This is a genomic window from Pseudomonas rhizozeae (assembly GCF_031583775.1).
In the GTDB taxonomy this organism is placed as follows: domain Bacteria; phylum Pseudomonadota; class Gammaproteobacteria; order Pseudomonadales; family Pseudomonadaceae; genus Aquipseudomonas.
Window position 1 is genome coordinate 65,181 of record NZ_JAVLSB010000053.1, and the last position, 22,787, is coordinate 87,967.

A 22,787-nucleotide genomic window follows, 5' to 3' on the forward strand; every position below is an offset into this window, starting at 1 on the left:
CGGGCGGATTGAAGTGTTTTTCACCTGACCACCACCACTCGCTAAAACCCGTGGGCGGGGGTCAGGCTATTCGATGGTCACCCGCGAACCGCCGGTTTGCCCTCGTCCAATGCGCTCACATCCGTAGGAAAACGCGTCATGACTTGTAGCCGCTACACGCTACGTTCTCTTTTTCCTGCACCACCCCGTCCACTTCCAGCCACCAGGCGCGGCCGCGGTGTGGCTCGGTCAAGGTGAACGCTTCGCCCATTTGCGGCGTGGTAATGGCGACGCTGCGCTCCCACGCCAGGGCGAGGATGCGGTCGAAGGGTTCGTGCCAGGCGTGCATTGCCAGGTCGAAGGTGCCGTTGTGGATCGGTAGCAGCCAGCGACCTTTAAGGTCGAGGTGCGCCTGCAGACTTTGTTCGGGCTGCATGTGCACGTGCGGCCATTCGACGTTGTAGGCGCCGGTTTCCATCAGGGTCAGGTCGAACGGGCCGTACGTCTCGCCGATGCGTTTGAAGCCGTCGAAGTAACCGGAATCGCCGCTGAAGAAGATCCGCGTGGCGTCGTCGATGATCACCCAGGACGCCCACAGCGTGCTGTTGCCGTCGCTCAAGCCGCGGCCGGAGAAATGCTGTGACGGTGTAGCGATGAAGCGGATGCCATCGACTTCCGTGCCTTGCCACCAATCCAGTTGCCGCACCTTGCTGGCGTCGACGCCCCATTTGATCAGCCGATCGCCCACGCCCAGCGGCGCGAGGAAATGCCGGGTTTTGTGCGCGAGGGTCAGCACGGTCTGGTGGTCGAGGTGATCGTAGTGGTCGTGGGACAGGATCACCGCTTCGATCGGCGGCAGTTCATCGAGGCTGATCGGCGGCTGGTGAAAGCGTTTCGGGCCAGCCCACTGCACCGGCGATGCGCGTTCGGCGAACACCGGGTCAGTCAGCCAGAATTTGTCGCGCAGCTTCAACAGGAGGGTGGAATGGCCAAGCCGGAAGACGCTGTGATTGGGTGCGGCCAGCAAGTCGGCCTGGGTCAGCGCCCGCACCGGCACCGCGCCCGAAGGCCGGGTGGTGCGCGGTTTGTGGAAGATCACGTTCCAGAGGATGCGCAGGGTTTTGCGAAAGCCTTCGCGCTGCACCGGCGCATGGTTGCGAAACGCGCCATCGGTGCGGCGTGAAGCTTCGGGTGAGGCGCTGTTGTCGCGGGAAGACACTGGATTGGCCATGACGGAGTAACTCCAGAAAAACCGCAGCATCGGCGATTTTTCTTACTGGAAGATTAAGGGGCCAAGGCATGCACGCATTAGCCTAACGGTGGTGCTCCAACAGCAGAGTCAGCAAAGGACTACACTGCTCGGTGTAGTTTCTACCTTGCAACAAAGTCGTTAGTAAGTAAACTGCCGAGTGTAATTCTTCCCTTTTTCCTGCCGAAGCGTATTTATGACAGCTCCACAGCGCCTCACCGATCGTAAACGCGAAGCCATCATCCAGGCGGCGATCAGCGAATTCCGTGCCCACGGTTTCGATGTCACCAGCATGGACAGGATTGCCGCCAGCGCCGGAGTGTCCAAGCGCACGGTGTACAACCACTTCCCCAGCAAAGAAGAATTGTTCGCCGAAATCCTCAGCCAATTGTGGACCCGCGTCAGCGCCGAACTCGACATCCCCTACCGCGCCGATCAACCCCTTCGCGAGCAATTGCGACAGTTGTTGCAGGGCAAGCTGCAACTGCTGGCCGATGACAATTTCCTCAACCTGGCGCGGGTGGCTATTGCCGCCACCCTCCATTCACCGGACCGCGCGCGCAACATGGTCGAGCGCATGGGAGAGCGCGAAGAGAGCCTCACAACCTGGATCCGCGCCGCGCAGGCCGACGGTCGACTGAAACCCGTCGACCCGACGTTCGCCGCACAACAAATGCACGGCTTGCTCAAGTCATTCGCCTTCTGGCCGCAGATTTCCATGGGCCAGCCGCCGCTCACCTCGCAAGCGCAGACCCAAGTGGCGGAATCGGCGATGGATCTGTTCCTCGCCGGCTATCAAATTTAGCCGCGCCCTGCCCTTCATTGCCCGGTCATTCAGCCGATAAATGGCTTCATAGGCCACTGATCATTGCCCTTGGAATAAATGACAATGTCCGCTGAACGGCGGATCGACAGTCGCTGCCTTTCCGACACGGCAAAATTGTTTCCGAATGAATCTGGCGCAGGTATCTATGGAAAACCATCGCGGAAAAGGGCTGTCGTTTGCCAAACGGATTTACCTGCCCAGGGTGATCGGTCTCGGTATCGGCTTCATCAGCGTGGCGGTCGCGCTCTACCCGTTGAACATGCCGATGTGGGTCTGGGGGCTGATGCTGTTCAATGGCTTCGTCTGGCCGCACGCGGCCTATCAACTGGCGTCGCACTCGGTATTCCCCTATCAGGCCGAGCGCCGCAACCTGGTGTATGACTCGCTGTTCGGTGGTTTCTGGGCCGCCGCCGTACAGTTCAATCCGCTGACTGCGGTCACCATTTTGTCGATGATGACGATGAACAACGTGGCCGCCGGTGGCCAGCGATTGTTTGCGCTCGGTGCGCTCGCGCAAGCCGGCGGGGCGCTGGTGGGGTGGCTGATCTTCGGCTTCAATTTCACCTTCACCACGACTCAGGCACAAGTGCTGGCCTGCCTGCCGATGCTCACCCTGTATCCGCTGGCGTTGGGTCTGGTCAGTTACAAATTGGCGATCAAGCTCTCCGAACACAAACGCACCCTCGGTGCGCTGAGCCGCGCCGACAGCCTGACCGGTTTGCTCAACCACGGTGCCTGGAAGGACTTGCTGCACGGGCGCTTCGAAAAGTGCCGTGAGCAGCCAATGCCGGTGTCCATCGCACTGATCGACATCGACCATTTCAAGGCCATCAATGACACCTACGGGCATATCGTCGGCGACTCGGTGTTGCGCCAGTTGAGCCGCGAGTTGCAGCTCCTGCTGCGCGACAGCGAGTTGATCGGGCGTTACGGCGGCGACGAGTTTTGCGCGATCCTACCGAACATGCCGGTGCACCAGGCCAAGGAGTACATGGAGCGTCTGCGGGATGTGTTCGCCAATTACCGGCACCGCGACGTTCACCAATTGCGCGTCAGCCTGAGCATCGGCCTGGCACCTTATCAAGGGGCATTCGCCGACGCCGCCGCCTGGCTCGATCAGGCGGACAAGGCGCTGTACACCGCGAAGAACACTGGGAGAAACAAAATATGCGTGGCCACGGACATTCACCCGCAGGCTCAAACCAGCGGTCTTCCGGCCTAAGGCAAAACTTATACAAAATTATTAAAACCCCGCAAACTTGTACAAGTTTGCGGGGTTTTGTATAAGTGTCGTTGTGCCAGTAAGGGAACGCCGGCAATCAGCAGATAACGCCGATCGATATTCATTCGGCCTGCAACTGTTGTCCCAGGGACCAACTTCACGTGTCTCCCAGCCGAGCAGCCCATGCTATTCAATCGACATAAAATCGTCCTCGATCAACAGCAACTCCTGATCAGCCGCCAAACCGCCCTGCTCGACGCCATCGATCGCTCCATGGCCGTGATCGAATTCGACCTCGATGGCACGGTGTTGCAGGCCAACGACAACTTCCTCAAAACCATGGGTTACGGCGCTGCCGAGGTGATCGGCCAATCGCACCGCAAATTCTGCACCCCAAGCTTCGCCCGCAGTGCGGACTACGAACAATTGTGGGCCCGCCTGAAAAACGCGCAGTTCGAGTCCGGCACTTATGAGCGCCTCGACAGCCAAGGCCGGACGGTATGGCTGGAGGCCAGTTACAACCCGATCCAGGACGAGACCGGCCGGGTGGTGAAAGTGGTGAAATACGCCCTCGACGTGACTGCCAAGGTGCAAAAGGAAAGCGAGTCGAACGCCAAGCTGCAGGCCATCGACCGCGCCATGGCGGTGATCGAGTTCAACCTGGATGGCACTATCATCAGCGCCAATCAGAATTTCCTGAACCGCATGGGTTACAGCCTTGCTGAACTCAAAGGGAAGAATCACTCGATGTTCTGCACCCCGCAGCAGGCAAAAAGCAGCGAGTATCAGGATTTCTGGCGCCGTCTCAATCAGGGCCAGTTCTTCAGCGGCCAGTTCGAGCGCGTCGATAAACACGGGCGCACCGTGTGGCTGGAAGCCAATTACAACCCGGTCTACGACGCCAGCGGCACCCTTTGCAAAGTGGTCAAGTTCGCCTCCTGCGTTACCGCGCGGGTCGAGCAGCACGAGCAGGATTCGCGCAGTGCCAGCGAGGCGTATCACATCTCGGTCGAGACTCGCCGCGTCGCCGAACAGGGCACTGAAGTGATTCAGAAAGCCGCCAGCGAAATGCGCGATATCGCCGCCAACATCGATGAATCGTCAGCACTGATTGCGCAATTGGGCGAGCGCTCCGAGCAGATCACCGCCATCGTCAACACCATTCGCGGCATCGCCGACCAGACCAATTTGCTGGCGCTCAACGCCGCCATCGAAGCGGCGCGCGCGGGGGAACAGGGACGCGGCTTTGCGGTGGTGGCTGACGAGGTTCGGCAACTCGCAGCACGCACCAGCGGCTCGACCATGGAGATTTCCACCATGATTGGCTTGATCCAAAGTGAGACCCGGCTGGCGATCAAAAGCATGGACGGCACCCGCGACCGCGCGGCAGAAGGGGTCGGCCTGGCGGATCAGGCGGGCATTGTGATCCTGCAGATTCGCGACGGCGCGAGCCATGCGGTGCGGGCGGTGAGCATGTTTGCCAATGAGCGAACCGCGGGGTGACCGGTTTTTAACTTAAGCCCGAGGTGACTGCATTCGCGAGCAGGCTCGCTCCCACAAAGTTGTTCTGTGAGCCCAGCATTCGTGTACACCGCAGATCCATTGTGGGGGCGAGCCCGCTCGCGAAGAGGTCATCAAAATCAACCACTGACCCGACTGCGCACCGCCACAATCTCCGGCACATCCCGCTTGCTCATGTACACCCGCAACGGTTCGCTGATGTTGATCCGGTCGTCGATGTTCTGCTCCAGCAACAACTGGATGCGCTCGCGGCTCAGGGTCATGGTGTGATCGGGCCCGGCGGTCCAGACGAACTCACTGGCGGGCACGATGCCGTCGTCGGCCACGTCCATGCCGAACGCGTCTTCGCTGAAGCGAACCAAATACTGGCGGGTTTTGCGGTTGAGGCCGACAAAGCCATTGAGCTGGTCGGCGGCCTGGCAGATGAGCTGGGAAGTGATGCGCATGGTAAACCTCAAGGTTGCGTCCCGTGGGACGGTGGATCGATGGTTTACACGCAGGGCGGTGACGCGGCAGCGTTTATCGGATGACCCTCTGATGGGGAAACTGCCGACGCTAAGCCTACTGCAATGCCGTGAGCGGTTGTGTGAGAAAAATCATGAAACGTACGTTTAGGTCGGTCTCGCGATAGCGCTCGCCGCGCTCAGTTGTTAAAAGAGACGTCTCCAACAGATTTGCGAAAGGACCTCGAACATGCCCGCGACTTTCACCCAAACCGGTCTGCTGCTCAGCCTGCTGCTTGGCGTCGGCCAGGCCCACGCCGCCAGCGCGATCAGCCCCGCCGACCTGGCAGCCGAAAACGGCATCCCGCACCCGGCCGTGATCGCCCACCGTGGCGCCTCGTTCGACGCCCCGGAATCCACGGCCCCGGCCTATAAAGTCGCCCGCGATCTCGGCGCCGATTACCTGGAACTGGACCTGCAACGCAGCAAGGATGGCGTGTTATTCGCCTTGCATGACGACAACCTGCAACGCACCACGGACGTCGCCACCAAGTTTCCTGAGCGCAAAGCAGCAGCCGCGAACCAGTTCACCATGAAAGAACTGAAAACCCTCGATGCCGGCACCTGGTTCAACACCGCTTACCCCAATCGTGCGCGGCCGTCCTACGCCGGTTTGCAGATTCTGACCCTCGATGAAGTGATCGACATTGCCGAAGCCAATCCGCTGCACAAACCCGGCCTGTACATCGAGACCAAAGAGCCGAAGCAGTTTCCTGGCATCGAGGCGGACCTGAAGAAAAAGCTCCAGGCACGCGGCTGGTTGAACCCGGCCGGGACTAAACCGGCCCTCAGCGACGCCGCCGTCGGTCGTGGCAACGGTAAGGTGGTGCTGCAAACCTTCGAAAAAAGCAGCCTCGAACTGCTGCACAAGGAAATGCCGCAAGTACCGAAAATCCTCTTGCTGTGGGTCGGCCCTGGCAGCATCGAGCCGAAATCGAACGTGACCTTCGCTGCATCCGGGGAAAAGGACAAGGCCACCTACTACGCCAAACAAGAGCCGAAATCCAAGGCCGAATTCCAGCGGTGGGTTGATTACGCCAAGCGCCAAGGCGCGATCGGCACCGGCCCGTCGGCGTTGCTGACCAAGGGTGGCGACCAGAGTTACTCCGACCTGGTGCAGCCCTGGATGAACCAGTACACCCACGACCAAGGCTTGCTGGTGCACGTCTACACCGTAGACGCCGATGTGGACTATCAGAAAGTCATGGACGCGGGCGTCGATGGCATTTTCACCAACCGCGCCAGTGAACTGCTGAAGTTCTACAAGCGGCCGGCGGCAGCGACGGTGGATCAGTTGCTGCGTAACAATGGGTATTGATGGAGCGCTTGGCTGGGGACCGAGTTGAGGCGTTCGCGAGCAGGCTCGCTCCAACAAGGTTGTAGGTGAAACCAGGTCTGCCGACTTGAATGGCGGTAATGTTTGGAATTAAGGGTGAGTTAAGTTGCCAGAGATAACCTGAGGCCACTTAAATAGCTCACCCAAGGAAAGAACTTATGAAAACGTTGACTGCCCTGTTTACCGCTGCTGCCCTGACCTTCACCGCTGCCGGCCTGGCCCAGGCCGATGATGATGTCCGAGTCGATCAGATTCCTGGGCTGGTCAAGGAAGGCAAGATCAAGTCGCCAGAAGAACTGAACAAGATCGCGCTGGACCTGCACCCAGGCTTTACCATCAAAGACACCGACCTGGACAAGCGCTTCAACGGTTATGAATACGAAGTTGAATTGCGCAACGCCACCACTAACGAAGAGTGGGACGTTGAGCTGGACGCCGCCACCGGCAAAGTGCTGAAGAACAAAAAAGACGACTGATCAAATCTCGTCTGCAAAGCCGTGCAATCCATAGGGTTGCGCGGCTTTTTCACGTTTGCGCTGCTCTGAACCCCTTTAGCCGACAACCCGCTAGCGCCAACTGGCCGCCGGGCAGTTAGAATCCCCACGTCAGCCCCATGCACACCGCATGGCGATGCAGTAGGGAACCCTTGTTATGAGGCCGAGCGCGGCAGCAGACATCGCCACCATCGGTCGCATCAGCGCGGTGCCGGCGCTCCTTCAAGTGATTCGGGAAATGACCGGCATGCGCTTCGCCGCAGTAGCGCGGGTCACCGAGGATTCTTGGACCGCCTGCGCGGTGCTTGATCAACTGGACTTCGGCCTGCAAGTCGGCGGCGAACTGGATGTGGTCACCACCCTGTGCCACGAGATCCGTTCCGCGCATCAATCGGTGGTGATCGACAAGGCCAGCGCCGACCCCTTGTATTGCAACCACCACACGCCGCGCCTGTATCAGTTTGAAAGCTATATCTCGGTGCCGGTGTTCCGCAGCGACGGCAGCTTTTTCGGCACCATCTGCGCCCTCGACCCCAACCCTGCCGAACTCAAATCCAGCGCCATCCAGAGCACCATGGAGTCGTTCGCGCGTTTGCTGGCGTTGCAGATTGAGGCCGAGGAAAACCAGCAGCAAACCGAGACTGCTCTGATTGAGGAACGGCAAACCGCTGAGTTCCGCGAGCAGTTCATCGCGATGCTCGGCCATGACTTGCGCAACCCGCTGTTCGCCATCAGTGCGGCGGCGGAAATGCTGCAGCGCAAACTGGCCAACGCCAGCGGCGACAAATTGCTGGGGCATATCCTCAGCAGCACCCGACGCGCTTCGCAACTGGTGGACGATGTCCTCGACTTCGCCCGGGGTCGGTTGGGCAACGGCATCCCGGTCAACCTGGCGCCGTGCAGCGACCTGGCGCCGACGCTGAACCATGTGATCGAGGAAATCCAGAACGTGCACCCGCAGCGCCGCATCCGTGCGTCCATCGGGGATTTGCAGGGGCTACGGGTTGATCGCGAACGTGTCGGTCAATTGCTCTCCAACCTGCTGGCCAACGCGATGGTCCATGGCGAGCCACAGGGCGAAGTCGAAGTCAGCGCGCAGGTCGAGCACGGCGCGCTGCAGTTGAGGGTGAAAAACCCGGGCAAGATCGCCGACGAGATTCTGCCGCAACTGTTCCTGCCCTACTCCCGACCGACTCGCGACACGCCCCAGGCTGGTCTGGGCCTGGGTTTGTACATCGCCAGCCAGATCGCCCAGTCCCACGGCGGGCAACTGCAGGTCACCTCGACCGCACAGGACGGCACCGCGTTTACCTTCAGCTTGCCGGCCAGCCCGCAGGCTTGACCGGCGCGCGCAACATCAGGCGCTCAGGCGCGCCGTCACCTCGTTCAATTGCCCGGACAGGCCATGCAGGTTGCGACTGGCGGACTCCGTGCGCTGAACGTTGTCGAGGTTGGTGCTGGCGATCGAGGTGATCTCGGTCAGGTTGCGCGAGATGTCTTCGGCCACCGAGGTTTGTTCTTCGGCGGCGGTAGCGATCTGGCGGTTCATGTCGCGAATCGCTTCCACGGCCAGGGTGATGCGCTCCAGCATGGCGCCGGCCTGGGTCACTTGCTCGACGCTCTCTTCACTGCGCGACTGGCCGCTCTCAATGGCTTGCGCAGCGTCCACCGCACCGGTTTGCACAGTTTCAATGATCTGATTGATTTCCAGGATCGACGCCGCCGTGCGTTGCGCGAGGCTGCGCACTTCATCGGCCACCACCGCAAAGCCCCTGCCCGCCTCACCGGCACGCGCCGCTTCGATCGCGGCGTTCAGCGCCAGCAGATTGGTCTGTTCGGCAATGCCGCGAATCACTTCCAGCACTTTGCCGATGCGCCCGCTGTCGGTTTCCAACTGACGGATCACCGTGGCGGTGTTGGCGATTTCGCCGCGCATGCGCGTGATGGTGTGGATGGTGCCTTGCATGACTTTCTCGCCCTGCTGCGCCGATTGATCGGCGTCGTCCGCGGCTCGTGCGGCATCGGCGGCATGACGCGCGACTTCCTGGGCAGTGGCGGACATTTCGTTCATCGCCGTGGCCACTTGGTCGGTGCGGTTGAACTGCTCGCTGGTGCCGCTGGCCATGATGGTCGCGATGGCGTTCAATTCGCCACTGGCGCTGTCCAGGTCCGAGGCACTGCGTTGCAAGCGGGTGAAAGTTTCCGCGAGGAAGTCGCGCAAGGTGTTGGCAGCCACTGCCAGTTTGCCCAGTTCATCCTGCCGGTCGCTGGCCACGCGTTCGGCAAACTTGCCCTGGCTGAGTTGCGCCACGTAGTCGATCAGTTTGCGAATCGGCTCCACCAGGTTGCGGTTGATCAGCCACAGGCTGAGCAGCGCAATCAGCAAACCGGACGCCAGCATCACCACCACGCCCAGCAACACCGTGCGCTCGGCACTGGCGCTGATCAGGGCCGATTGCTCGTTGCCCTGTTGACGCAGTTCAGTCACCAGCTCGCTCATTTGTTCACTGGCCGCTCGGTCAACACCCTTGACGGCGTTGTCCCCCGCCGTCGGATCGGCGCCCGCCGCCACGTAGGCATCGCGGCCCTTCTGGTAGGCCGCGCCCAGCAGTCGGTGCTCTTCCCGCAGACGTTCGATGCGGGTTTTCAGGGCAGGCTCAATACCCGCCTGCCCGGCCAACTGGCCGAGAATCCGCTGCACATCCCGCTGGCGTTCTTCGAACTGCTTCCAGTATTTGTCCAGATCCGCCGGCTGCTTGCCGCGCAGCAGGACGTTCTTCCATTCCTGCACCTGAACCTTGAATTGCAAGTTGGCCTCATCGATCAACTGCGAGGTGTGCAACGGCCCGGCGATCAGTTGGCTGTAGCTCTGCACGCCACTGGACAGAAAATGAAAGCAGGCCAGCGCGATCAACAGCATCGCCAGCAAGCTGCCACTTAGCAGGGCAAGGATTTGCGCTCTCAGGGATTTCTGCAACATCGAGGACTACTCATGACAGGAATGGGGTACACCGCCCAGGCGTGATAGCACCGGCGTGAACATGGTCGACCTCCCTGTCTGCACCCCGGCTCATGGCCGGGGAGCGCAACTTAACCCAAGCGAGATCGGCGTGCCAGAGCGGTTCTTGAGGTTTATCCGACCGTCGGTAGAGGCGGATTTATGGCGCCATGGAACGGTCACAAAACCGTCAGATTCGGTTGCGATGATGGGGTTTGCTTGAATCCGTAAACCTGCGACATGCACCTCCTTTCTGCGAGCCGCCATGAACCATAGCCTCGACCACAGTCATCGCGATTCGGACCTGTTCGGCCTGCTCTACGGTTTCAGTTTTCGCCCCGGCGAACGTGGCCGCGAGATCGATTCGGCAATGGCGTTGCGCAGCCTGCAACATCTGGATGACAGCGACGAATTCCTCTGGCTGCACCTGAACCTGGCCCACGCGGCGTGCGAGCGCTGGATCAAGAGCCACCTGGCGCTGCCCGACGAGTTTTTCGAGGCGCTGCACGAAGGGTCGCGGTCGACGCGCATCGAGCATGTCGATTCGGCGCTGTTGGCGGTGGTCAACGACGTGGTGTTCAACCTCAGCAGCATGGTTTCCTCGGACGTCTCGACCCTGTGGGTGTGCGTGCGCAGCAAGTTGATTATCAGCGCGCGTCTGCAACCGCTGCACTCGGTGGACAAGCTGCGCTCGTCGGTGAAGGCCGGCGAGCATTTCCGTTCGCCGCTGGAACTGCTGGTGCATTTGCTGCGCGACCAGGGCGAAGTGCTGACGCAGATCGTGCGCAAGACCAGTCTCAGCGTCGACCAGATCGAAGATGAGTTGCTGTCGTCCCGGCTGTCCACCAACCGCGCCGAGCTGGGCGCCAACCGCCGGGTACTGGTGCGCCTGCAACGGCTGTTGGCGCTGGAACCGGGCTCGCTGCTGCGCCTGTTGAACCGGCCGCCGCCGTGGTTGCAGAAGGAGGACGTCAAGGAGTTGCGCAAATCCACCGAGGAGTTTGCGCTGATCATCAACGACCTCACGGCCCTCGGTGAGCGGATCAAATTGCTGCAGGAAGAGATCGCCGCCAACCTCAACGAACAAAGCAACCGCACGCTGTTCACCCTGACCGTGGTCACGGTGCTGGCGCTGCCGATCAACATCATCGCCGGGTTCTTCGGCATGAACGTCGGCGGCGTCCCCCTGGCCGGCGACCCGCACGGCTTCTGGGTGCTGGTGGCGCTGGTTGTGACCTTCACCGTCATAGCCGGGCGCTGGGCGTTTCGCAAGCGGCGGGATTATTAGCGGCCGGCGATCGACCTGGATTTGTCTTGTGGTGAGGGGGCTCGCCCCCGTTGGGGCGCGAAGCGGCCCTTAACCCCTACTGCCTCATTTATGGCTGACACAACCGGGTTGAATGGTTTTGGGAGCAAGCCGCTCCTGCCACAGGTTTCGTTGCGGGTTCCGGCCATTCGCGGGTTATTGTCCTACCATCCGCCAGATCGCACTTCAGTTTGCTAACGTGTGGCCGACTTTATAGAGACTCGATGTATTCAGGAGAGGAACCGTGAATCTGTACATCAATCAGCTTCAGCAAAAAGCTGACTTCAAAGAAGCCATTTACGCCGGCGATATTTTCCTGAACACGCAGTTGCGCGCGGCCAAAGACCTGTGCGCTTTCGCTCAGGAAAGCATCACCGCCGCGTTCGACGGCGAAACCCGGCACCAGGCGTTGCACACGCTGATGCCCGTGGAAGAATTCGTGGTTCTGGTGACCCGGCTCAAGGGCCAGTTCACCAACAGTCAGCGCGCCAAGGACTTGATCCTGGCGTTCATCGACGAGATCGGCGTCGACCCGCGCGAGTACATTTTCGACGTGCCGCGCATTCGCGTGGTACCGAACTATGAGTACCTGCACGCCGGCGTCAGCTACGCCTACAAACCCCATCGCGATACCTGGTACGGCAGTGTCGATTGTCAGATCAACACCTGGATGCCGGTGCACACCATCAGCCCCGACCAGACCATGATGATCAATGGCGGCTACTTCGACGTGCCGGTGAAGAACACCTCCAGCGAATGGAGCCTGAACGACTGGATCAACAACCAGCGGCACAAGGCCAAGGACAACCTCAAGGAGGAAGTCCGGGTGCATCCGGTGCCGCTCGAAGCGATCAACAGCGCGTCCGAAGTGCGGGTGGCCGGTAACAGCGGCGACATGCTGATTTTCTCCGGCTCACACCTGCACGGCACCGTCGCCAACCACACCGACCGCACCCGCTTCAGCGTGGATTTCCGCCTGATGCACCTCGACGATCTCAAGCACAACCGCGGCGCCATCAACGTTGACAGCGCCTGCCCGGATGTCGGCGCGGGCTTCAAAGATTATTTCCACGCTCACGACTTTTCGAATTTCCAAGGAATCCAGCAATGACCAAGCGTCGCATCACGCCCGCCGAGGCCCAGTACAACGAAACCCGCGCCAACGTCCTGAAACGGGTCGATGCCGAGTACGTGGCCGACGCGCCGTTCGTGTTCGCCAACCGCATCGGCGTGACCGCTGCCCTGTCGCGCATGGAGCTGTTCAAGAAAGTCGCCGAAGTACCCGGCGCGATCATCGAGTGCGGTGTGTACAAGGGCAACTCGCTGATGCTGTACATGCACTTGTCGATGATTCTCGAGCCTTACGCGATCAACCGTTCGATCGTCGGCTTCGACACCTTCGAAGGCTTCCAGAGCATCGACAAAAAAGAAGACCCGGCGGACGTCAACGAGACCATGTTCTCCGACACCGACCAGTCGCTGATCCAGGACATGATCGACGCCAACGACCTGCTGCGCCCGGTCAACCGCATCCCGCGTTGCGAGCTGGTGAAAGGTGACATCGTCAAGACCGTGCCAGAGTGGGTCAAGACCCGTCCGGATCTGGTGGTGGCTATGCTGATCCTCGACACCGACCTGTACGAGTCGACCAAAGTCGCCCTGGAAACCTTCCTGCCGTACATGCCTAAAGGCGCAATCGTGGTCCTGGACGAAGTCGCCTACCGTAACTTCCCCGGCGAAACCAAAGCCTTGCGTGAAGTGCTCGACCTGAACAAAATCGAACTCAAGCGCCTGCCGTTTGACTCGTGCGTGGGTTACTTCCACGTCTGACCCAACCCTGCAAAACCACTGGGAGCGAGCCTGCTCGCGAAAGCCCTGGCACGACCGACGATGATGTCGACTGTACCGGCCTCTTCGCGAGCAGGCTCGCTCCCACAGGGTTTTGTTTTTGGCTGAAGATTCTGGCTGACCTCAATCCATCGGGGATTGCTCAAGCCACCGCCCTGATCACTTGCCCCAGCCAATCCATGAACGCCCTGACCCGCAACGGCAGGTGTCGCTGTCGGGCATGAAGCAGTGAGACTTCCATGGCGGGCGCCGTGAATTGCGGCAACACGGCCACCAACTCCCCGCTGAGCAAATACGGGCGCATGCCGATGATGGGCGCCTGGATCAAGCCGAATCCACCCAGGCACGCCGATTCATAACCGTCGCTGTTATTCGTTGTGACGCTGCCGTCCATCGGTACCCGGTGCACCTGCCCGTCGACCTGATACACAAACCCTTCCGAGCGCGAGCCCAGCACACCGACGTAATGCACCAGCCGATGCCGCGCCAAGTCTTCAAGGCCTTCGGGCACGCCGTAGCGTTCGAGGTACGCCGGGCTGGCGCAGTTGACCATGACGAAATCGCACAGGTGCCGCGCCACCACGCTTTGATCCGGCTGCGCACCGACCCGCACCACGCAATCGAAGCCTTCGCTGAGCAGGTCCACGCGGCGGTCGGTGGTGCTGATCTCCAGTGCCAGGTGTGGGTGCAGCGCCATGAACTCCGGCAGCCGTGGCATCACCACGCGGCGCGCGAGAATGTTCGGCATGTCGACCCGGATCCGCCCCACCAGCGCGCTGGCGTCCTGGCGGAACAGGCCTTCGATTTCGTCCATGTGCGACAGCAGGTCTTTACTGCGCTCGTAAAGTACCAATCCATCCTGGGTCGCCTGCACTTTGCGCGTGGTGCGCTGTAATAACCGCGTGCCCACTAACGCTTCCAGCGCCTGTACTTGCTCCGAGACGCTGGAGCGCGGCAGGCCGAGGCTTTCGCTGGCCAGGGTGAAACTCGACATTTCGGTCACCCGGACGAAGGTGCGCAACAGGTCCAGTTTGTTCATGGGTTTGACGCCTGAATTGTTCGGCTAAACCGATCAGTGATTTCGTTTCCGCTACGTTTATCACCTTGTCGCGGATAAATACACTTCCTCACATCGCCTCCCCCATCACCCTTGAGGAATCACCATGACCCGTAAAATCGCCCTGATCACCGGCGCTAGCCGCGGCCTCGGCAAAAGCGCTGCCTTGCACCTGGCCGCGCAAGGTGTCGACATCATCGGCACGTTCAACAGCCAGGAGGCCGAGGCGCAAGCCGTGGTCGCACAGATCGAACAATTGGGCGGCCGTGCGACGATGCTGCAGCTGAACGTCGGCCGCAGCGAAAGCTTCGGCGATTTCGGCGCGCGGTTCAGCGCGATCCTCAAGGACCAATTCGGTCGCGAGCGATTCGACTTTCTGATCAACAATGGCGGGATCGGCCTGCATGCCGATTTCGTTGACACCACGCCAGAGCAATTCGACCTGCTGCTGAACATCCACTTCAAAGGACCGTTTTTCCTCACCCAGCAACTGCTGCCGCAACTCAATGACGGCGGGCGCATCATCAATATCTCCAGCGGCCTCGCGCGTTTCGCCCTGCCCGGCATGAGCGCCTACGCGGCGATGAAAGGCGCGATGGAAGTGCTGACCCGTTACCTGGCCAAGGAACTGGGCGCCCGCGGGATTGTGGTCAACACCCTGGCCCCCGGCGCCATCGCCACTGACTTCAGCGGTGGCATGGTGCGGGACAATGCTGAGGTCAACCGATTCGTGGCCGCCAACACCGCACTCGGCCGCGCCGGTGAGGCGGATGATATCGGCGGCGCACTGGCGATGTTGCTGGCACCAGGCAGTGGCTGGATCAACGGCCAGCGGATCGAAGCGTCTGGCGGGATGTTTATCTGAACGGCTAAAACCCACGAAGTGGCGAGGGCTGAAACCCTTGCCACGGCGGCGTTTAATGAACCGCAGTTTTGCTCAGTAACCGCTCGCGCATCACGTCATAGCCCCAGTGATACAAGTACGTGTACGGCAGGAAAAACAGCAACACGCCGATGTCCAGCAGGAAGGCTTGCCACAGGCTGATCTCCAGCCACCAGGCCACCAGCGGCACGCCCAGCGCGACCAGACCGCCCTCGAAAAACAACGCATGCACCGCCCTCACCCACGGCGTCCGGGCGATCGACCAACGTTTGAGCGCGCGGTCGAACACGCCGTTGAACACCACATTCCAGGCCAGTGCCAACGCGGCGATGGCCACGGTGGCCACGCCCATGTCGAACAGCGGTTTGTCCATGATCCACGCCAGCAACGGCGTACAGATCATTACCGCCAGCAACTCGAAACCAACGGCTTGCAGCACCCGTTCGGTGAAAGACTTTTGCAGGTTCATGTCCCGACTCCTGAATGACGATGGTTGCGATCATCCAGCAGCACGCCGATACTTCCTAACCAATAACCATCGACCAGGGCGATAGACCATGGCCTCCCACGAAGTATTGCTGGCGTTTGTCGAAGCGGCGACCCAGGGCTCGTTTTCCGCGGCCGGACGCAAATTGGGTAAGAGCCAGTCAACCATCAGCGCTGCGATCGCCAGCCTGGAGATCGACCTCAATCTGGTGCTGTTCGACCGCAGCAGCCGCAACCCCAGCCTGACCCCGGCCGGCCACGTGATGTTGCAACGGGCCGAAGACATCCTCGCCGCCAACAGTCGCCTGGCGATGACCGCCAGCCAGTTGTCCCAAGGCGTGGAGGCGAAGCTGACGGTGGCGATTTCCGACACTTACCAATCGAACCGCTTCGAAGCAGCGCTGAGTGCGTTCGAACAACGCTACCCGGACCTCGAACTTGAATGCCTGATTGCCGAATGCGATGACTTGGTGGCGTTGGTGCAACGCGGTCGCGCGCACGTGGCGTTCGCCGAAATGCAGGAGGTTTACCCGCCAGACCTGGTCAGCGCCACGGTGGATGAGCGGACCGAGATTGCGCTGTTCGTTGCCCAGGGTCATCCGCTGGCGCAAGCGGCGCACATCGATAAAGAGGTGCTGCAACAGCATCGCGAGCTGCGCCTGGCGACCATCGTCAATCCTTATGAAACCCGCGCTCAGGGTCGAGTCTGGTCGGCACCGAGTTACTTGATGCTGCTGGAAATGGCCGAGCTGGGTTTCGGCTGGGCCCCGCTGCCCCGTTGGCTGGTGGGGCGCTTCGGCACCGGCGTGCTGCAAGAATTGAAGGTGCGCGGCTGGCCGAAACCGGTGTTTGTCGATGCCCTGTGGTCGCGACTGCATCCGCCGGGGCCGGCGGGAAGTTGGTTGCTGGGCAAGATGTTGGACTAGAGGTGCGGCCATTCGCGAGCAGGCTCGCTGCCACAGGTAAGCGGTCAGTCAAGCTCGCTCAAGCGCCGTTCGATAAATCGCTGCTCCGCCCCTTGCTGGGTCAATTGCAGCGCTCGTTCATACGCGGCCCGCGCTTCGTCGACCCGGCCCAATTGGCGGCAGAACTCAGCGTGGGCGCAATGCGCCAAGTGATAATCCAGCAACTCGCCGCGCTGCAAAATTGCCTCGACCAAGACCAGCGCCGCTGCCGGTCCATCGCGTTTGGACAGCGCCGCCGCGCGATTGAGTTCGATCACCGGCGAGGGCATTGCGCGCAGCAATACGTCGTACAGCCCGACGATCTGCGGCCAGTCGGTGGCCTCGGCGCTGGGCGCTTCGGCGTGCACCGCAGCAATCGCCGCTTGCAGGCAATACGGACCGAAACGCCGGGTCCCGAGCGCGGCTTCGACCAGCGCACAACCTTCGGCTATCAGGTCGGCATCCCACAGCGCGCGGTCCTGCTCATCCAGCACGATCAACTCGCCGCTGGTGGAGGTGCGGGCCGGGCGGCGGGCCTCGTGCAACAGCATCAGGGCCAGCAAACCCAGGACCTCCGGCTCGGGCAACAACTGCGCGAGTAAACGGCCGAGGCGGATGGCTCCGCGGCTCAAGTCCTCGCGGGTCAGCTCGGTGCCGACCGAAGCCGAATAACCTTCGTTGAACACCAGGTAAATCACCCGCAACACGCTGTCGAGGCGCTCGGGCAATTCCGCCAGGGACGGCACTTGATAAGGGATTTTCGCATCGCGAATTTTCGCCTTGGCCCGCACGATGCGCTGGGCGATGGCACTGGGCGCCGAGAGAAACGCGTGGGCGATCTGCTCGGTGGTCAGGTCGCAGACTTCACGCAGGGTCAGCGGCACTTGCGCGTCGGCCGCCAGTGCCGGGTGACAGCAGGTGAAGATCAGCCGCAGGCGATCGTCTTCCACGTCTTCGTCACTCCAGTCGGCCTGCTCCAGGGCTTCGAGCTGGGCGATCAGCATCGGCTTGGACGCATTGAACCGCGCCCGTCGGCGCAACATGTCGATGGCTTTGAAGCGCCCGGTGGACACCAGCCAAGTGCGCGGATTGTCCGGCACGCCGTCCCGCTGCCAGCGCTCGACCGCGATAAAAAACGCCTCGTGCAGCGCCTCTTCGGCGAGGTCGAAATCCCCCAGCAAACGAATCAGTGTGGCGAGTATCCGCCGCGACTCCTCGCGATAAACCCGCTCGACCTGGGCCTTGACCGCGTCAGTCGGCATCAGTCGCGCATGCCTTCGGTCACCAGCGTCACCAGGCGATCGAGGCTTTGCCCCCAACCGTCGTGGAAGCCCATGGCCTCGTGGGCCTGGCGATCGTCCTCGTTCCAGTGCATGGCGCACGCGGTGTAAAGGGTTTTGCCGTGCATGTCCTCGAAGGTGACTTTGGCCGCCATGAAGGGCTTGCCCGAAGGAATCCAGCCAGGAATGAAGGCGTCGGTAAACACCAGGCGCTCCGGGGCGACGATTTCCAGAAACACGCCGGTGTTCGGGTATTCACTGCCATCCGGCGCGCGCATCAGGGTGCGGAATTGCCCGCCCACCCACAGGTCCATTTCGCACTCCGGGGTGGTCATGCCGTGCGGGCCCCACCACTGGGCGAGCAGCGCGGGCTCGGTCCAGGCGCGAAACAGTCTGCTGCGGGGCGCGTCGATCAGGCGACTGATGGATAACTCGAACGGGGCAGGTTGAGCAGTCATGGCAAGGATCCTGTTGTTGTGCTTGTTCTCAGGGATTCAATTCGCGGACCGGACGCACCTCCACACTGCCAACCCGGGCCGCCGGGATGTGCCCGGCGACCTGCAGCGCTTCGTTGAGGTCCTTGGCATCGATCAGGTAGAAGCCGGCCAGTTGCTCTTTGGTCTCGGCGAACGGGCCATCGGTCATCGACAACTTGCCGCCACGCATGCGCACTGTAGTCGCGGTCTGCACCGATTCCAGGGCCTCGGCGGCGAGCATCCGGCCACTGCCTTGGACCGACTCGGCGTAGGCCATGCATTCGGCGTCTTCCGGGCTATCGGGCAGGCTGTGCAGAAGGTTCTCGTCGCTGTAGACCAGGCATAGGTATTTCATGGGCGTCTCCTTGATCGAGCTGTTCAACTATGGTCGCTGATCGGCACTTTGGCGACATGGCCCGACGATCAGCCGTGGCTCAGGGCTTGAGGTCGAACAGCGCAGCGCCGCTGGCGGGGTCGAACGGCGCCGACCAGTGCTCGTGGACAATCCGCCATTGCCCGTTGATCCGCCGATAACCGGCGCTGGCGCGCATCCAGCACGACTGCATCTCCCCCTGCTCATTGGTGCCGCCGCACTGCGCCAGCCAGTGGGCGAACGCCACGTCTTCGCCGGCGGTGATGGTCGGCGCCTGGAACTCGAACATGTGCGGGCCGGGGCACATTTGCATGCAGGCTTGCCAATGCTGGTGGTAAGCGGCCTTACCGACGAATTGCAGCGCCTGGATGGCATCGAACGCAACGATGCTCTCGTCGTAGAACGACATGATGGTATCGACATCCTTGGCCGACACGGCTTGGCGGTAAGTGTCGATCAGCATCTGGATTTCAGTCTTTGCGGCAGCGGTACTCATGGTGGTTCTCCCAATGAGAAATCGGTGAAGACATCCTTAGTCGTCTGGCGTCGCAAGCAATCGACAGCGTAAATAAAAAATTATCAGCAGCCGCAACTGGCTAGAATCCGCCACCACGCTTGATGACGAAAAACGCAGTAAAAAAGGATGTCGCCCGTGACCACCCGACTCGTGCCCTACGAAAGCCTTAACGCCGTGCAGCGTCAGCAAGTCGAGGCGATTGAAGTTCACCCGCAACAGCTCAAGTATTCCGGCGACATTCACGGCGCCTTGCACGCGGTGCTGTCCAGACAGAGCAGCGGAGTCAAAGGCTTTGCCCTGCTGGCCGACGACGTGCCGGTGGCGTTTCTGCTACTGAAACGCCCACCCGCCCTGCCCGCCTGGGCCAGCGAACACAGCGCCACCCTGCACGCCCTGCAAGTCGACCACCGCGCCCAAGGCAAAGGCTACGGCAAAGCCTGCCTGCAAGCCTTGCCCGCTGTTGCGCGCGAGGCCTGGCCGGAGATCAAGGGGCTGGAATTATCAGTGGACGCCGACAACGAAGCGGCTATTGCGCTGTATGCGCGGTTTGGCTTTGTCTACAGCGGCGAGGCGTATAAGGGGCGGGTTGGGTATGAGCGGCGGATGGGGTGGGTGTTCCCATGATGTGTTCAACAACTCAAAGCGACAAACAATAATCAAGGAACTGCTTCTCGACACTTTGCCGCTGGCCTATGACTAAAACCACGACGACAAGATTCTCATTAGGGAACACTTCGTATAGAACACGCTGCCCCATGGGCAAGTATTCGTGGAAGTGGGTCACACCGAGAGACGCCGCCTGCTGACAAATAGGGAAACTATGAGCGTGCTCACTCAGTGTCGTGATCGTTTGCAAAACCAACTGGTCGACTAACTGCGCGGCTTTACGCGCGCCGTACTGCTGTGCCAAGTAGTGTTCCATCGCAATAAAGCCGTGCTCCGCCGCGGTCGCAAACTCAACTTTATACGTCTTGGTCATTGTCATCTTCTGGAGGCAACTGACGACGTTTTGCCAAACGTTCCAACAGCGTATCGCCCGTTATGAGCTTGCCTTGTTCCTTGTCTCGCGACGCAAATGAAAGCAGCTTAATCAGTGCAATGGCTTCATCCCTGCGCCGGCGCTCATCATAAGATTCAATGACATAGGCCGGTACTCCGTTCTGCGTCACCAGCATCGGTTCCGATAGATCCAGAGCCGCAGCGTTTTTTTTGACGAAACTAATCGTTTCAACTCGCATGGTTCACTTCCTCGCCTAACCGGCTCCGAAAAGGCCGGACCGCAACAAGGCCCAAATTTAGGCTAATAAAAGACTTAGCACAACATCCTGGCGCTGGTTAGCGCAACACCAACACCATCTCATGCCACGCCATCCCGCCATGCTCCGAGTCCGATGGCTTGAGGTAGGCGAAGCCAAATCCGGCGTAGAGGGGGATGTGCTGCTCCTTGCACATCAGGTGGATGCTGGCTTTGCCCAGATCGCGCATGCGCTGGATGAATTCGCCGAGCAAGCGCTTCGCCAGGCCCTGGCCCTGGAAGTCCGGGTGCACCACCACCGACATCACCACCACATGCGGGCCTGCGGGGTCGTGGCCGATCAGTTCCTTGAAGGCTTCGTCGGACATCTGCACGTCAAACGCCGCACCGGAATTGATGAAACCGGCTACAACGCCTTCCACGTCAGCGACGATGAATCCCTCCGGCCAAGTGGCGATGCGGGTGGCGATTTTTTCCCGGGTGGCGGCTTCATCGCCCTCGTAAGCCAGGGTTTCGATGGCGTAGCACCGGTCCAGGTCGGTGGCGGTGACGGGGCGAATAATGGTGGTCATGGCGGCAACAAATCAGCGGTGGCAAGGCCGGCGATGATAAAGGAATAAGGTCTTCGTATCGATCATCGCGCGCGCCGTAAAGCCTGCGTATAAGCGCTGTTGTTGCCCTGCATTTGCCGGTATTTCTGCTGCCCTGTCTCGCACATTGAAGAGGGCAAACGAGCATGGACAAGGTTCAGATAGGCCTGACGTTGCTGATCACCATCAGTGCATTTGGCCTGATCACGTTGCTGGTGGACTGGCAGCGGGCGCGTAAACGCTTCAAGGAAAAACAGCGCGGCGCGGCGGTCCGTACCGCCCCGCCGCTGCGCAAGGTCAATCGCTCTTAAGCGGTAGCCAGATTTCCAGCTTGCCGGTGTTGAGCTTCGGGTTGAAATCCTCGCTGTAACGCTCGAACTCCGGCGCGTCCGCCGCTTGCTGTCCGGACTGCGGAAGCCAGGTTTTCCAGATGTACTGGAAGGTCTGCGGTAGCTGATCGAGGGCGCCTTTGTGCTCGAACACTGCGTAGCGCTGCGGTTGCACTTCCACCCAGCGGTAGTCGTCCGGCAGGTCATCAAGTTTGCTGATCTCGACCCCGGCGATGTATTCAAAGCCACCCTTGCCGTCAGGGTTGCAGCAGATGCCGTAAGTGACTTCGTTGACCTGATCGGGAATGCTGTCGATCTGCAGAATGAATCGCTCCCACAGTTCCGGAATCTTGTGGGTGGTTTCAGCCGTGAAACGCCCGCCCAATCCGGCGATTAACAGGAACTGGCCGTGCTCGAACCGTGGCGCTGCCGGATCAACGTGTGTGTGCTCATCCATGACTCAACTCCTGGGACAAATAAGGGGTTAGGCGGGGAGTATAGAAGCCCCGCCGGATCAGAAGTGTTACACGCCTGAAACAACTGCCGCGCCTGCGCCACCGACGAACTCGTTGTACCCCGATACAATCACGTACACCGCGAAATAGCAGAAGATCGCCGCTGATGCCAGATAAGAATAACGCAGCAATTTATCTCCCAGCAGCCTGCCGCCGTGGCTGGCAGCGAAGCACAGGCTGGCACACCACAGCAGCCCGGCGCACAGAAAACCGCTGAGGAACAGCGCCGAACTCAGCGGCCCGCCGCCACCGGAACGGGCGATCAGCGTGCCGCCGACCGCCGCGAACCACAGGATTGCGCTGGGCGACGACATCGCCAGGAAAATCCCGCGCAGGAATTCCTTGCGATGGGAGTTGTGCCCCACCTCTGCGCTTTGCTCCAGTGCCGCCTCGTGGTGAATCGCCGAATAGAGCATCTTCGCCGCGAAGTACACCAACAACGCCGAACCGCCGATCCACAGCACCCAACGCACGCTTTCGTATTGCAGCAATACGGTCATCCCGGCCAGCGCCAGCACCGCGTAGATCAAGTCGCCGACGCAAGTCCCGAGCCCCAGCGCGAAGCCCTGGAAATAGCCGCGCTGCATGGCCAGGGTGATCATCGCGATATTGGCCACGCCGATATCCAGGCACAGCGACAGGCTCAGCAGGAAGCCACTGGTAAATTCCATCAAGCCTTTTCCTTGGAAAAATTGTTCACACCCAGGCTGGACAGTCCACCGTCGCAGCCCTTATCTTCCGCCACAGGCCACCGCAGTGGCCAGCGTCGCTCGGACGGTTCCGGGCGCTTACGTTACCCG

Annotated in this window: 26 protein-coding genes and 2 pseudogenes; 14 read left to right on the top strand and 14 right to left on the bottom strand. The window is 60.8% G+C overall.

Translation table 11 applies throughout. From position 1 onward, the window contains the following. Nucleotides 1–136: 136 nt before the first annotated feature. On the bottom strand, nt 137–1,210 hold the full coding sequence (locus RG836_RS18670; protein ID WP_310848273.1) for an MBL fold metallo-hydrolase: 1,074 nt from the start codon (nt 1,208–1,210) through the stop codon (nt 137–139). A 214-nt stretch (nt 1,211–1,424) separates the two neighbouring features. Here RG836_RS18670 and RG836_RS18675 point away from each other — a divergent pair, with 214 nt between their 5' ends. The 4 genes and pseudogenes from RG836_RS18675 to RG836_RS27345 all read left to right on the top strand — a co-directional run. Then, entirely contained in the window at nt 1,425–2,033 is a 609-nt protein-coding gene (locus RG836_RS18675) for a TetR/AcrR family transcriptional regulator (protein WP_310848275.1), read from the top strand. Nucleotides 2,034–2,199: 166 nt separating this feature from the next. Further along, nucleotides 2,200–3,276, top strand: a complete 1,077-nt coding sequence (locus RG836_RS18680; protein WP_310848277.1) for a diguanylate cyclase — start codon at nt 2,200–2,202, stop codon at nt 3,274–3,276. 183 nt (nt 3,277–3,459) lie between these two features. Then, nucleotides 3,460–4,233: pseudogene (locus RG836_RS27340) on the top strand (PAS domain-containing protein); the annotation flags it as partial. A gap of 108 nt (nt 4,234–4,341) precedes the next feature. Beyond that, nucleotides 4,342–4,779 (top strand): annotated as a pseudogene (locus RG836_RS27345) (methyl-accepting chemotaxis protein); the annotation flags it as partial. A 137-nt stretch (nt 4,780–4,916) separates the two neighbouring features. Here the strand turns inward: RG836_RS27345 and RG836_RS18690 are convergent. Beyond that, nucleotides 4,917–5,243, bottom strand: coding sequence for a DUF2025 family protein (locus RG836_RS18690; RefSeq protein ID WP_310848281.1), 327 nt, complete (start codon nt 5,241–5,243; stop codon nt 4,917–4,919). Nucleotides 5,244–5,490: 247 nt separating this feature from the next. On the opposite strand from RG836_RS18690, the gene RG836_RS18695 reads away from it, so the two are divergent. From RG836_RS18695 to RG836_RS18705, 3 genes are all read left to right on the top strand, one after another. After that, on the top strand, nt 5,491–6,618 hold the full coding sequence (locus RG836_RS18695) for a glycerophosphodiester phosphodiesterase (RefSeq protein WP_310848283.1): 1,128 nt from the start codon (nt 5,491–5,493) through the stop codon (nt 6,616–6,618). Nucleotides 6,619–6,794: 176 nt separating this feature from the next. Next, on the top strand, nt 6,795–7,112 hold the full coding sequence (locus tag RG836_RS18700; RefSeq protein ID WP_310848285.1) for a PepSY domain-containing protein: 318 nt from the start codon (nt 6,795–6,797) through the stop codon (nt 7,110–7,112). 175 nt (nt 7,113–7,287) lie between these two features. Continuing rightward, complete coding sequence (locus RG836_RS18705) at nt 7,288–8,472, top strand: GAF domain-containing sensor histidine kinase (RefSeq protein ID WP_310848287.1); 1,185 nt, start codon at nt 7,288–7,290, stop codon at nt 8,470–8,472. A 15-nt stretch (nt 8,473–8,487) separates the two neighbouring features. Here RG836_RS18705 and RG836_RS18710 read toward each other — a convergent pair whose 3' ends face one another. Further along, on the bottom strand, nt 8,488–10,110 hold the full coding sequence (locus tag RG836_RS18710; RefSeq protein WP_310848289.1) for a methyl-accepting chemotaxis protein: 1,623 nt from the start codon (nt 10,108–10,110) through the stop codon (nt 8,488–8,490). A 283-nt stretch (nt 10,111–10,393) separates the two neighbouring features. Here RG836_RS18710 and RG836_RS18715 point away from each other — a divergent pair, with 283 nt between their 5' ends. The 3 genes from RG836_RS18715 to RG836_RS18725 all read left to right on the top strand — a co-directional run bounded on the left by RG836_RS18715 (nt 10,394) and on the right by RG836_RS18725 (nt 13,264). Next, nucleotides 10,394–11,416 (top strand): transporter, encoded by a 1,023-nt coding sequence (locus RG836_RS18715; RefSeq protein WP_310848291.1) that lies wholly within the window; start codon nt 10,394–10,396, stop codon nt 11,414–11,416. Nucleotides 11,417–11,678: 262 nt separating this feature from the next. Continuing rightward, a complete protein-coding gene (locus RG836_RS18720) occupies nt 11,679–12,545 on the top strand; it encodes a 2OG-Fe(II) oxygenase family protein (RefSeq protein ID WP_310848293.1) in 867 nt (288 codons plus the stop codon). After that, nucleotides 12,542–13,264 carry a TylF/MycF/NovP-related O-methyltransferase gene (locus tag RG836_RS18725; RefSeq protein ID WP_046031989.1) on the top strand — a complete coding sequence of 241 codons (723 nt, stop codon included), beginning with the start codon at nt 12,542–12,544 and terminating at the stop codon, nt 13,262–13,264. The genes RG836_RS18720 and RG836_RS18725 overlap by 4 nt, the downstream gene beginning before the upstream one ends. Before the next feature lie 160 nt (nt 13,265–13,424). On the opposite strand, the gene RG836_RS18730 is transcribed toward RG836_RS18725, so the two are convergent. Continuing rightward, nucleotides 13,425–14,321 (bottom strand): LysR family transcriptional regulator, encoded by an 897-nt coding sequence (locus RG836_RS18730; protein ID WP_310848296.1) that lies wholly within the window; start codon nt 14,319–14,321, stop codon nt 13,425–13,427. A 124-nt stretch (nt 14,322–14,445) separates the two neighbouring features. Between RG836_RS18730 and RG836_RS18735 the strand changes: the two genes are divergently transcribed. Further along, nucleotides 14,446–15,204, top strand: coding sequence for an SDR family NAD(P)-dependent oxidoreductase (locus RG836_RS18735; RefSeq protein WP_310848298.1), 759 nt, complete (start codon nt 14,446–14,448; stop codon nt 15,202–15,204). Nucleotides 15,205–15,256: 52 nt separating this feature from the next. Here the strand turns inward: RG836_RS18735 and RG836_RS18740 are convergent, their stop codons facing one another. After that, the gene (locus tag RG836_RS18740) at nt 15,257–15,691 is read right to left on the bottom strand and encodes a multidrug/biocide efflux PACE transporter (protein ID WP_310848300.1); all 435 of its coding nucleotides are present in this window, start codon (nt 15,689–15,691) and stop codon (nt 15,257–15,259) included. A gap of 88 nt (nt 15,692–15,779) precedes the next feature. Here RG836_RS18740 and RG836_RS18745 point away from each other — a divergent pair, with 88 nt between their 5' ends. Then, the gene (locus RG836_RS18745; protein ID WP_310848303.1) at nt 15,780–16,634 is read left to right on the top strand and encodes a LysR family transcriptional regulator; all 855 of its coding nucleotides are present in this window, start codon (nt 15,780–15,782) and stop codon (nt 16,632–16,634) included. Between the two features lie 44 nt (nt 16,635–16,678). On the opposite strand, the gene RG836_RS18750 is transcribed toward RG836_RS18745, so the two are convergent. The 4 genes from RG836_RS18750 to RG836_RS18765 form a co-directional block, all read right to left on the bottom strand. Beyond that, complete coding sequence (locus tag RG836_RS18750) at nt 16,679–17,914, bottom strand: RNA polymerase sigma factor (RefSeq protein ID WP_310848305.1); 1,236 nt, start codon at nt 17,912–17,914, stop codon at nt 16,679–16,681. After that, a complete protein-coding gene (locus RG836_RS18755; RefSeq protein ID WP_310848307.1) occupies nt 17,914–18,390 on the bottom strand; it encodes an SRPBCC family protein in 477 nt (158 codons plus the stop codon). Before RG836_RS18755 ends, RG836_RS18750 begins: the two co-directional genes overlap by 1 nt. Nucleotides 18,391–18,418: 28 nt before the next feature. After that, entirely contained in the window at nt 18,419–18,763 is a 345-nt protein-coding gene (locus RG836_RS18760) for a YciI family protein (RefSeq protein WP_310848309.1), read from the bottom strand. Nucleotides 18,764–18,842: 79 nt separating this feature from the next. After that, nucleotides 18,843–19,277, bottom strand: coding sequence for a YybH family protein (locus tag RG836_RS18765; RefSeq protein ID WP_310848311.1), 435 nt, complete (start codon nt 19,275–19,277; stop codon nt 18,843–18,845). A gap of 156 nt (nt 19,278–19,433) precedes the next feature. Between RG836_RS18765 and RG836_RS18770 the strand changes: the two genes are divergently transcribed. Then, nucleotides 19,434–19,922 carry a GNAT family N-acetyltransferase gene (locus RG836_RS18770; RefSeq protein WP_310848313.1) on the top strand — a complete coding sequence of 163 codons (489 nt, stop codon included), beginning with the start codon at nt 19,434–19,436 and terminating at the stop codon, nt 19,920–19,922. 13 nt (nt 19,923–19,935) lie between these two features. Here the strand turns inward: RG836_RS18770 and RG836_RS18775 are convergent, their stop codons facing one another. The 3 genes from RG836_RS18775 to RG836_RS18785 all read right to left on the bottom strand — a co-directional run bounded on the left by RG836_RS18775 (nt 19,936) and on the right by RG836_RS18785 (nt 21,125). After that, complete coding sequence (locus RG836_RS18775; RefSeq protein WP_310848315.1) at nt 19,936–20,277, bottom strand: type II toxin-antitoxin system RelE/ParE family toxin; 342 nt, start codon at nt 20,275–20,277, stop codon at nt 19,936–19,938. Then, a complete protein-coding gene (locus RG836_RS18780; RefSeq protein WP_310848317.1) occupies nt 20,261–20,536 on the bottom strand; it encodes a type II toxin-antitoxin system Phd/YefM family antitoxin in 276 nt (91 codons plus the stop codon). Before RG836_RS18780 ends, RG836_RS18775 begins: the two co-directional genes overlap by 17 nt. A 97-nt stretch (nt 20,537–20,633) precedes the next feature. Then, nucleotides 20,634–21,125 (bottom strand): GNAT family N-acetyltransferase, encoded by a 492-nt coding sequence (locus RG836_RS18785; protein ID WP_310848319.1) that lies wholly within the window; start codon nt 21,123–21,125, stop codon nt 20,634–20,636. Nucleotides 21,126–21,289: 164 nt separating this feature from the next. On the opposite strand from RG836_RS18785, the gene RG836_RS18790 reads away from it, so the two are divergent. Next, nucleotides 21,290–21,454: a hypothetical protein gene (locus RG836_RS18790; protein ID WP_310848321.1), complete on the top strand. Its 165-nt coding sequence runs from the start codon at nt 21,290–21,292 to the stop codon at nt 21,452–21,454. On the opposite strand, the gene RG836_RS18795 is transcribed toward RG836_RS18790, so the two are convergent. After that, nucleotides 21,441–21,929 (bottom strand): GyrI-like domain-containing protein, encoded by a 489-nt coding sequence (locus RG836_RS18795; protein WP_310848322.1) that lies wholly within the window; start codon nt 21,927–21,929, stop codon nt 21,441–21,443. The genes RG836_RS18790 and RG836_RS18795 overlap by 14 nt on opposite strands. A gap of 66 nt (nt 21,930–21,995) precedes the next feature. After that, complete coding sequence (locus RG836_RS18800) at nt 21,996–22,658, bottom strand: LysE family translocator (RefSeq protein ID WP_310848324.1); 663 nt, start codon at nt 22,656–22,658, stop codon at nt 21,996–21,998. Nucleotides 22,659–22,787 lie beyond the last annotated feature (129 nt).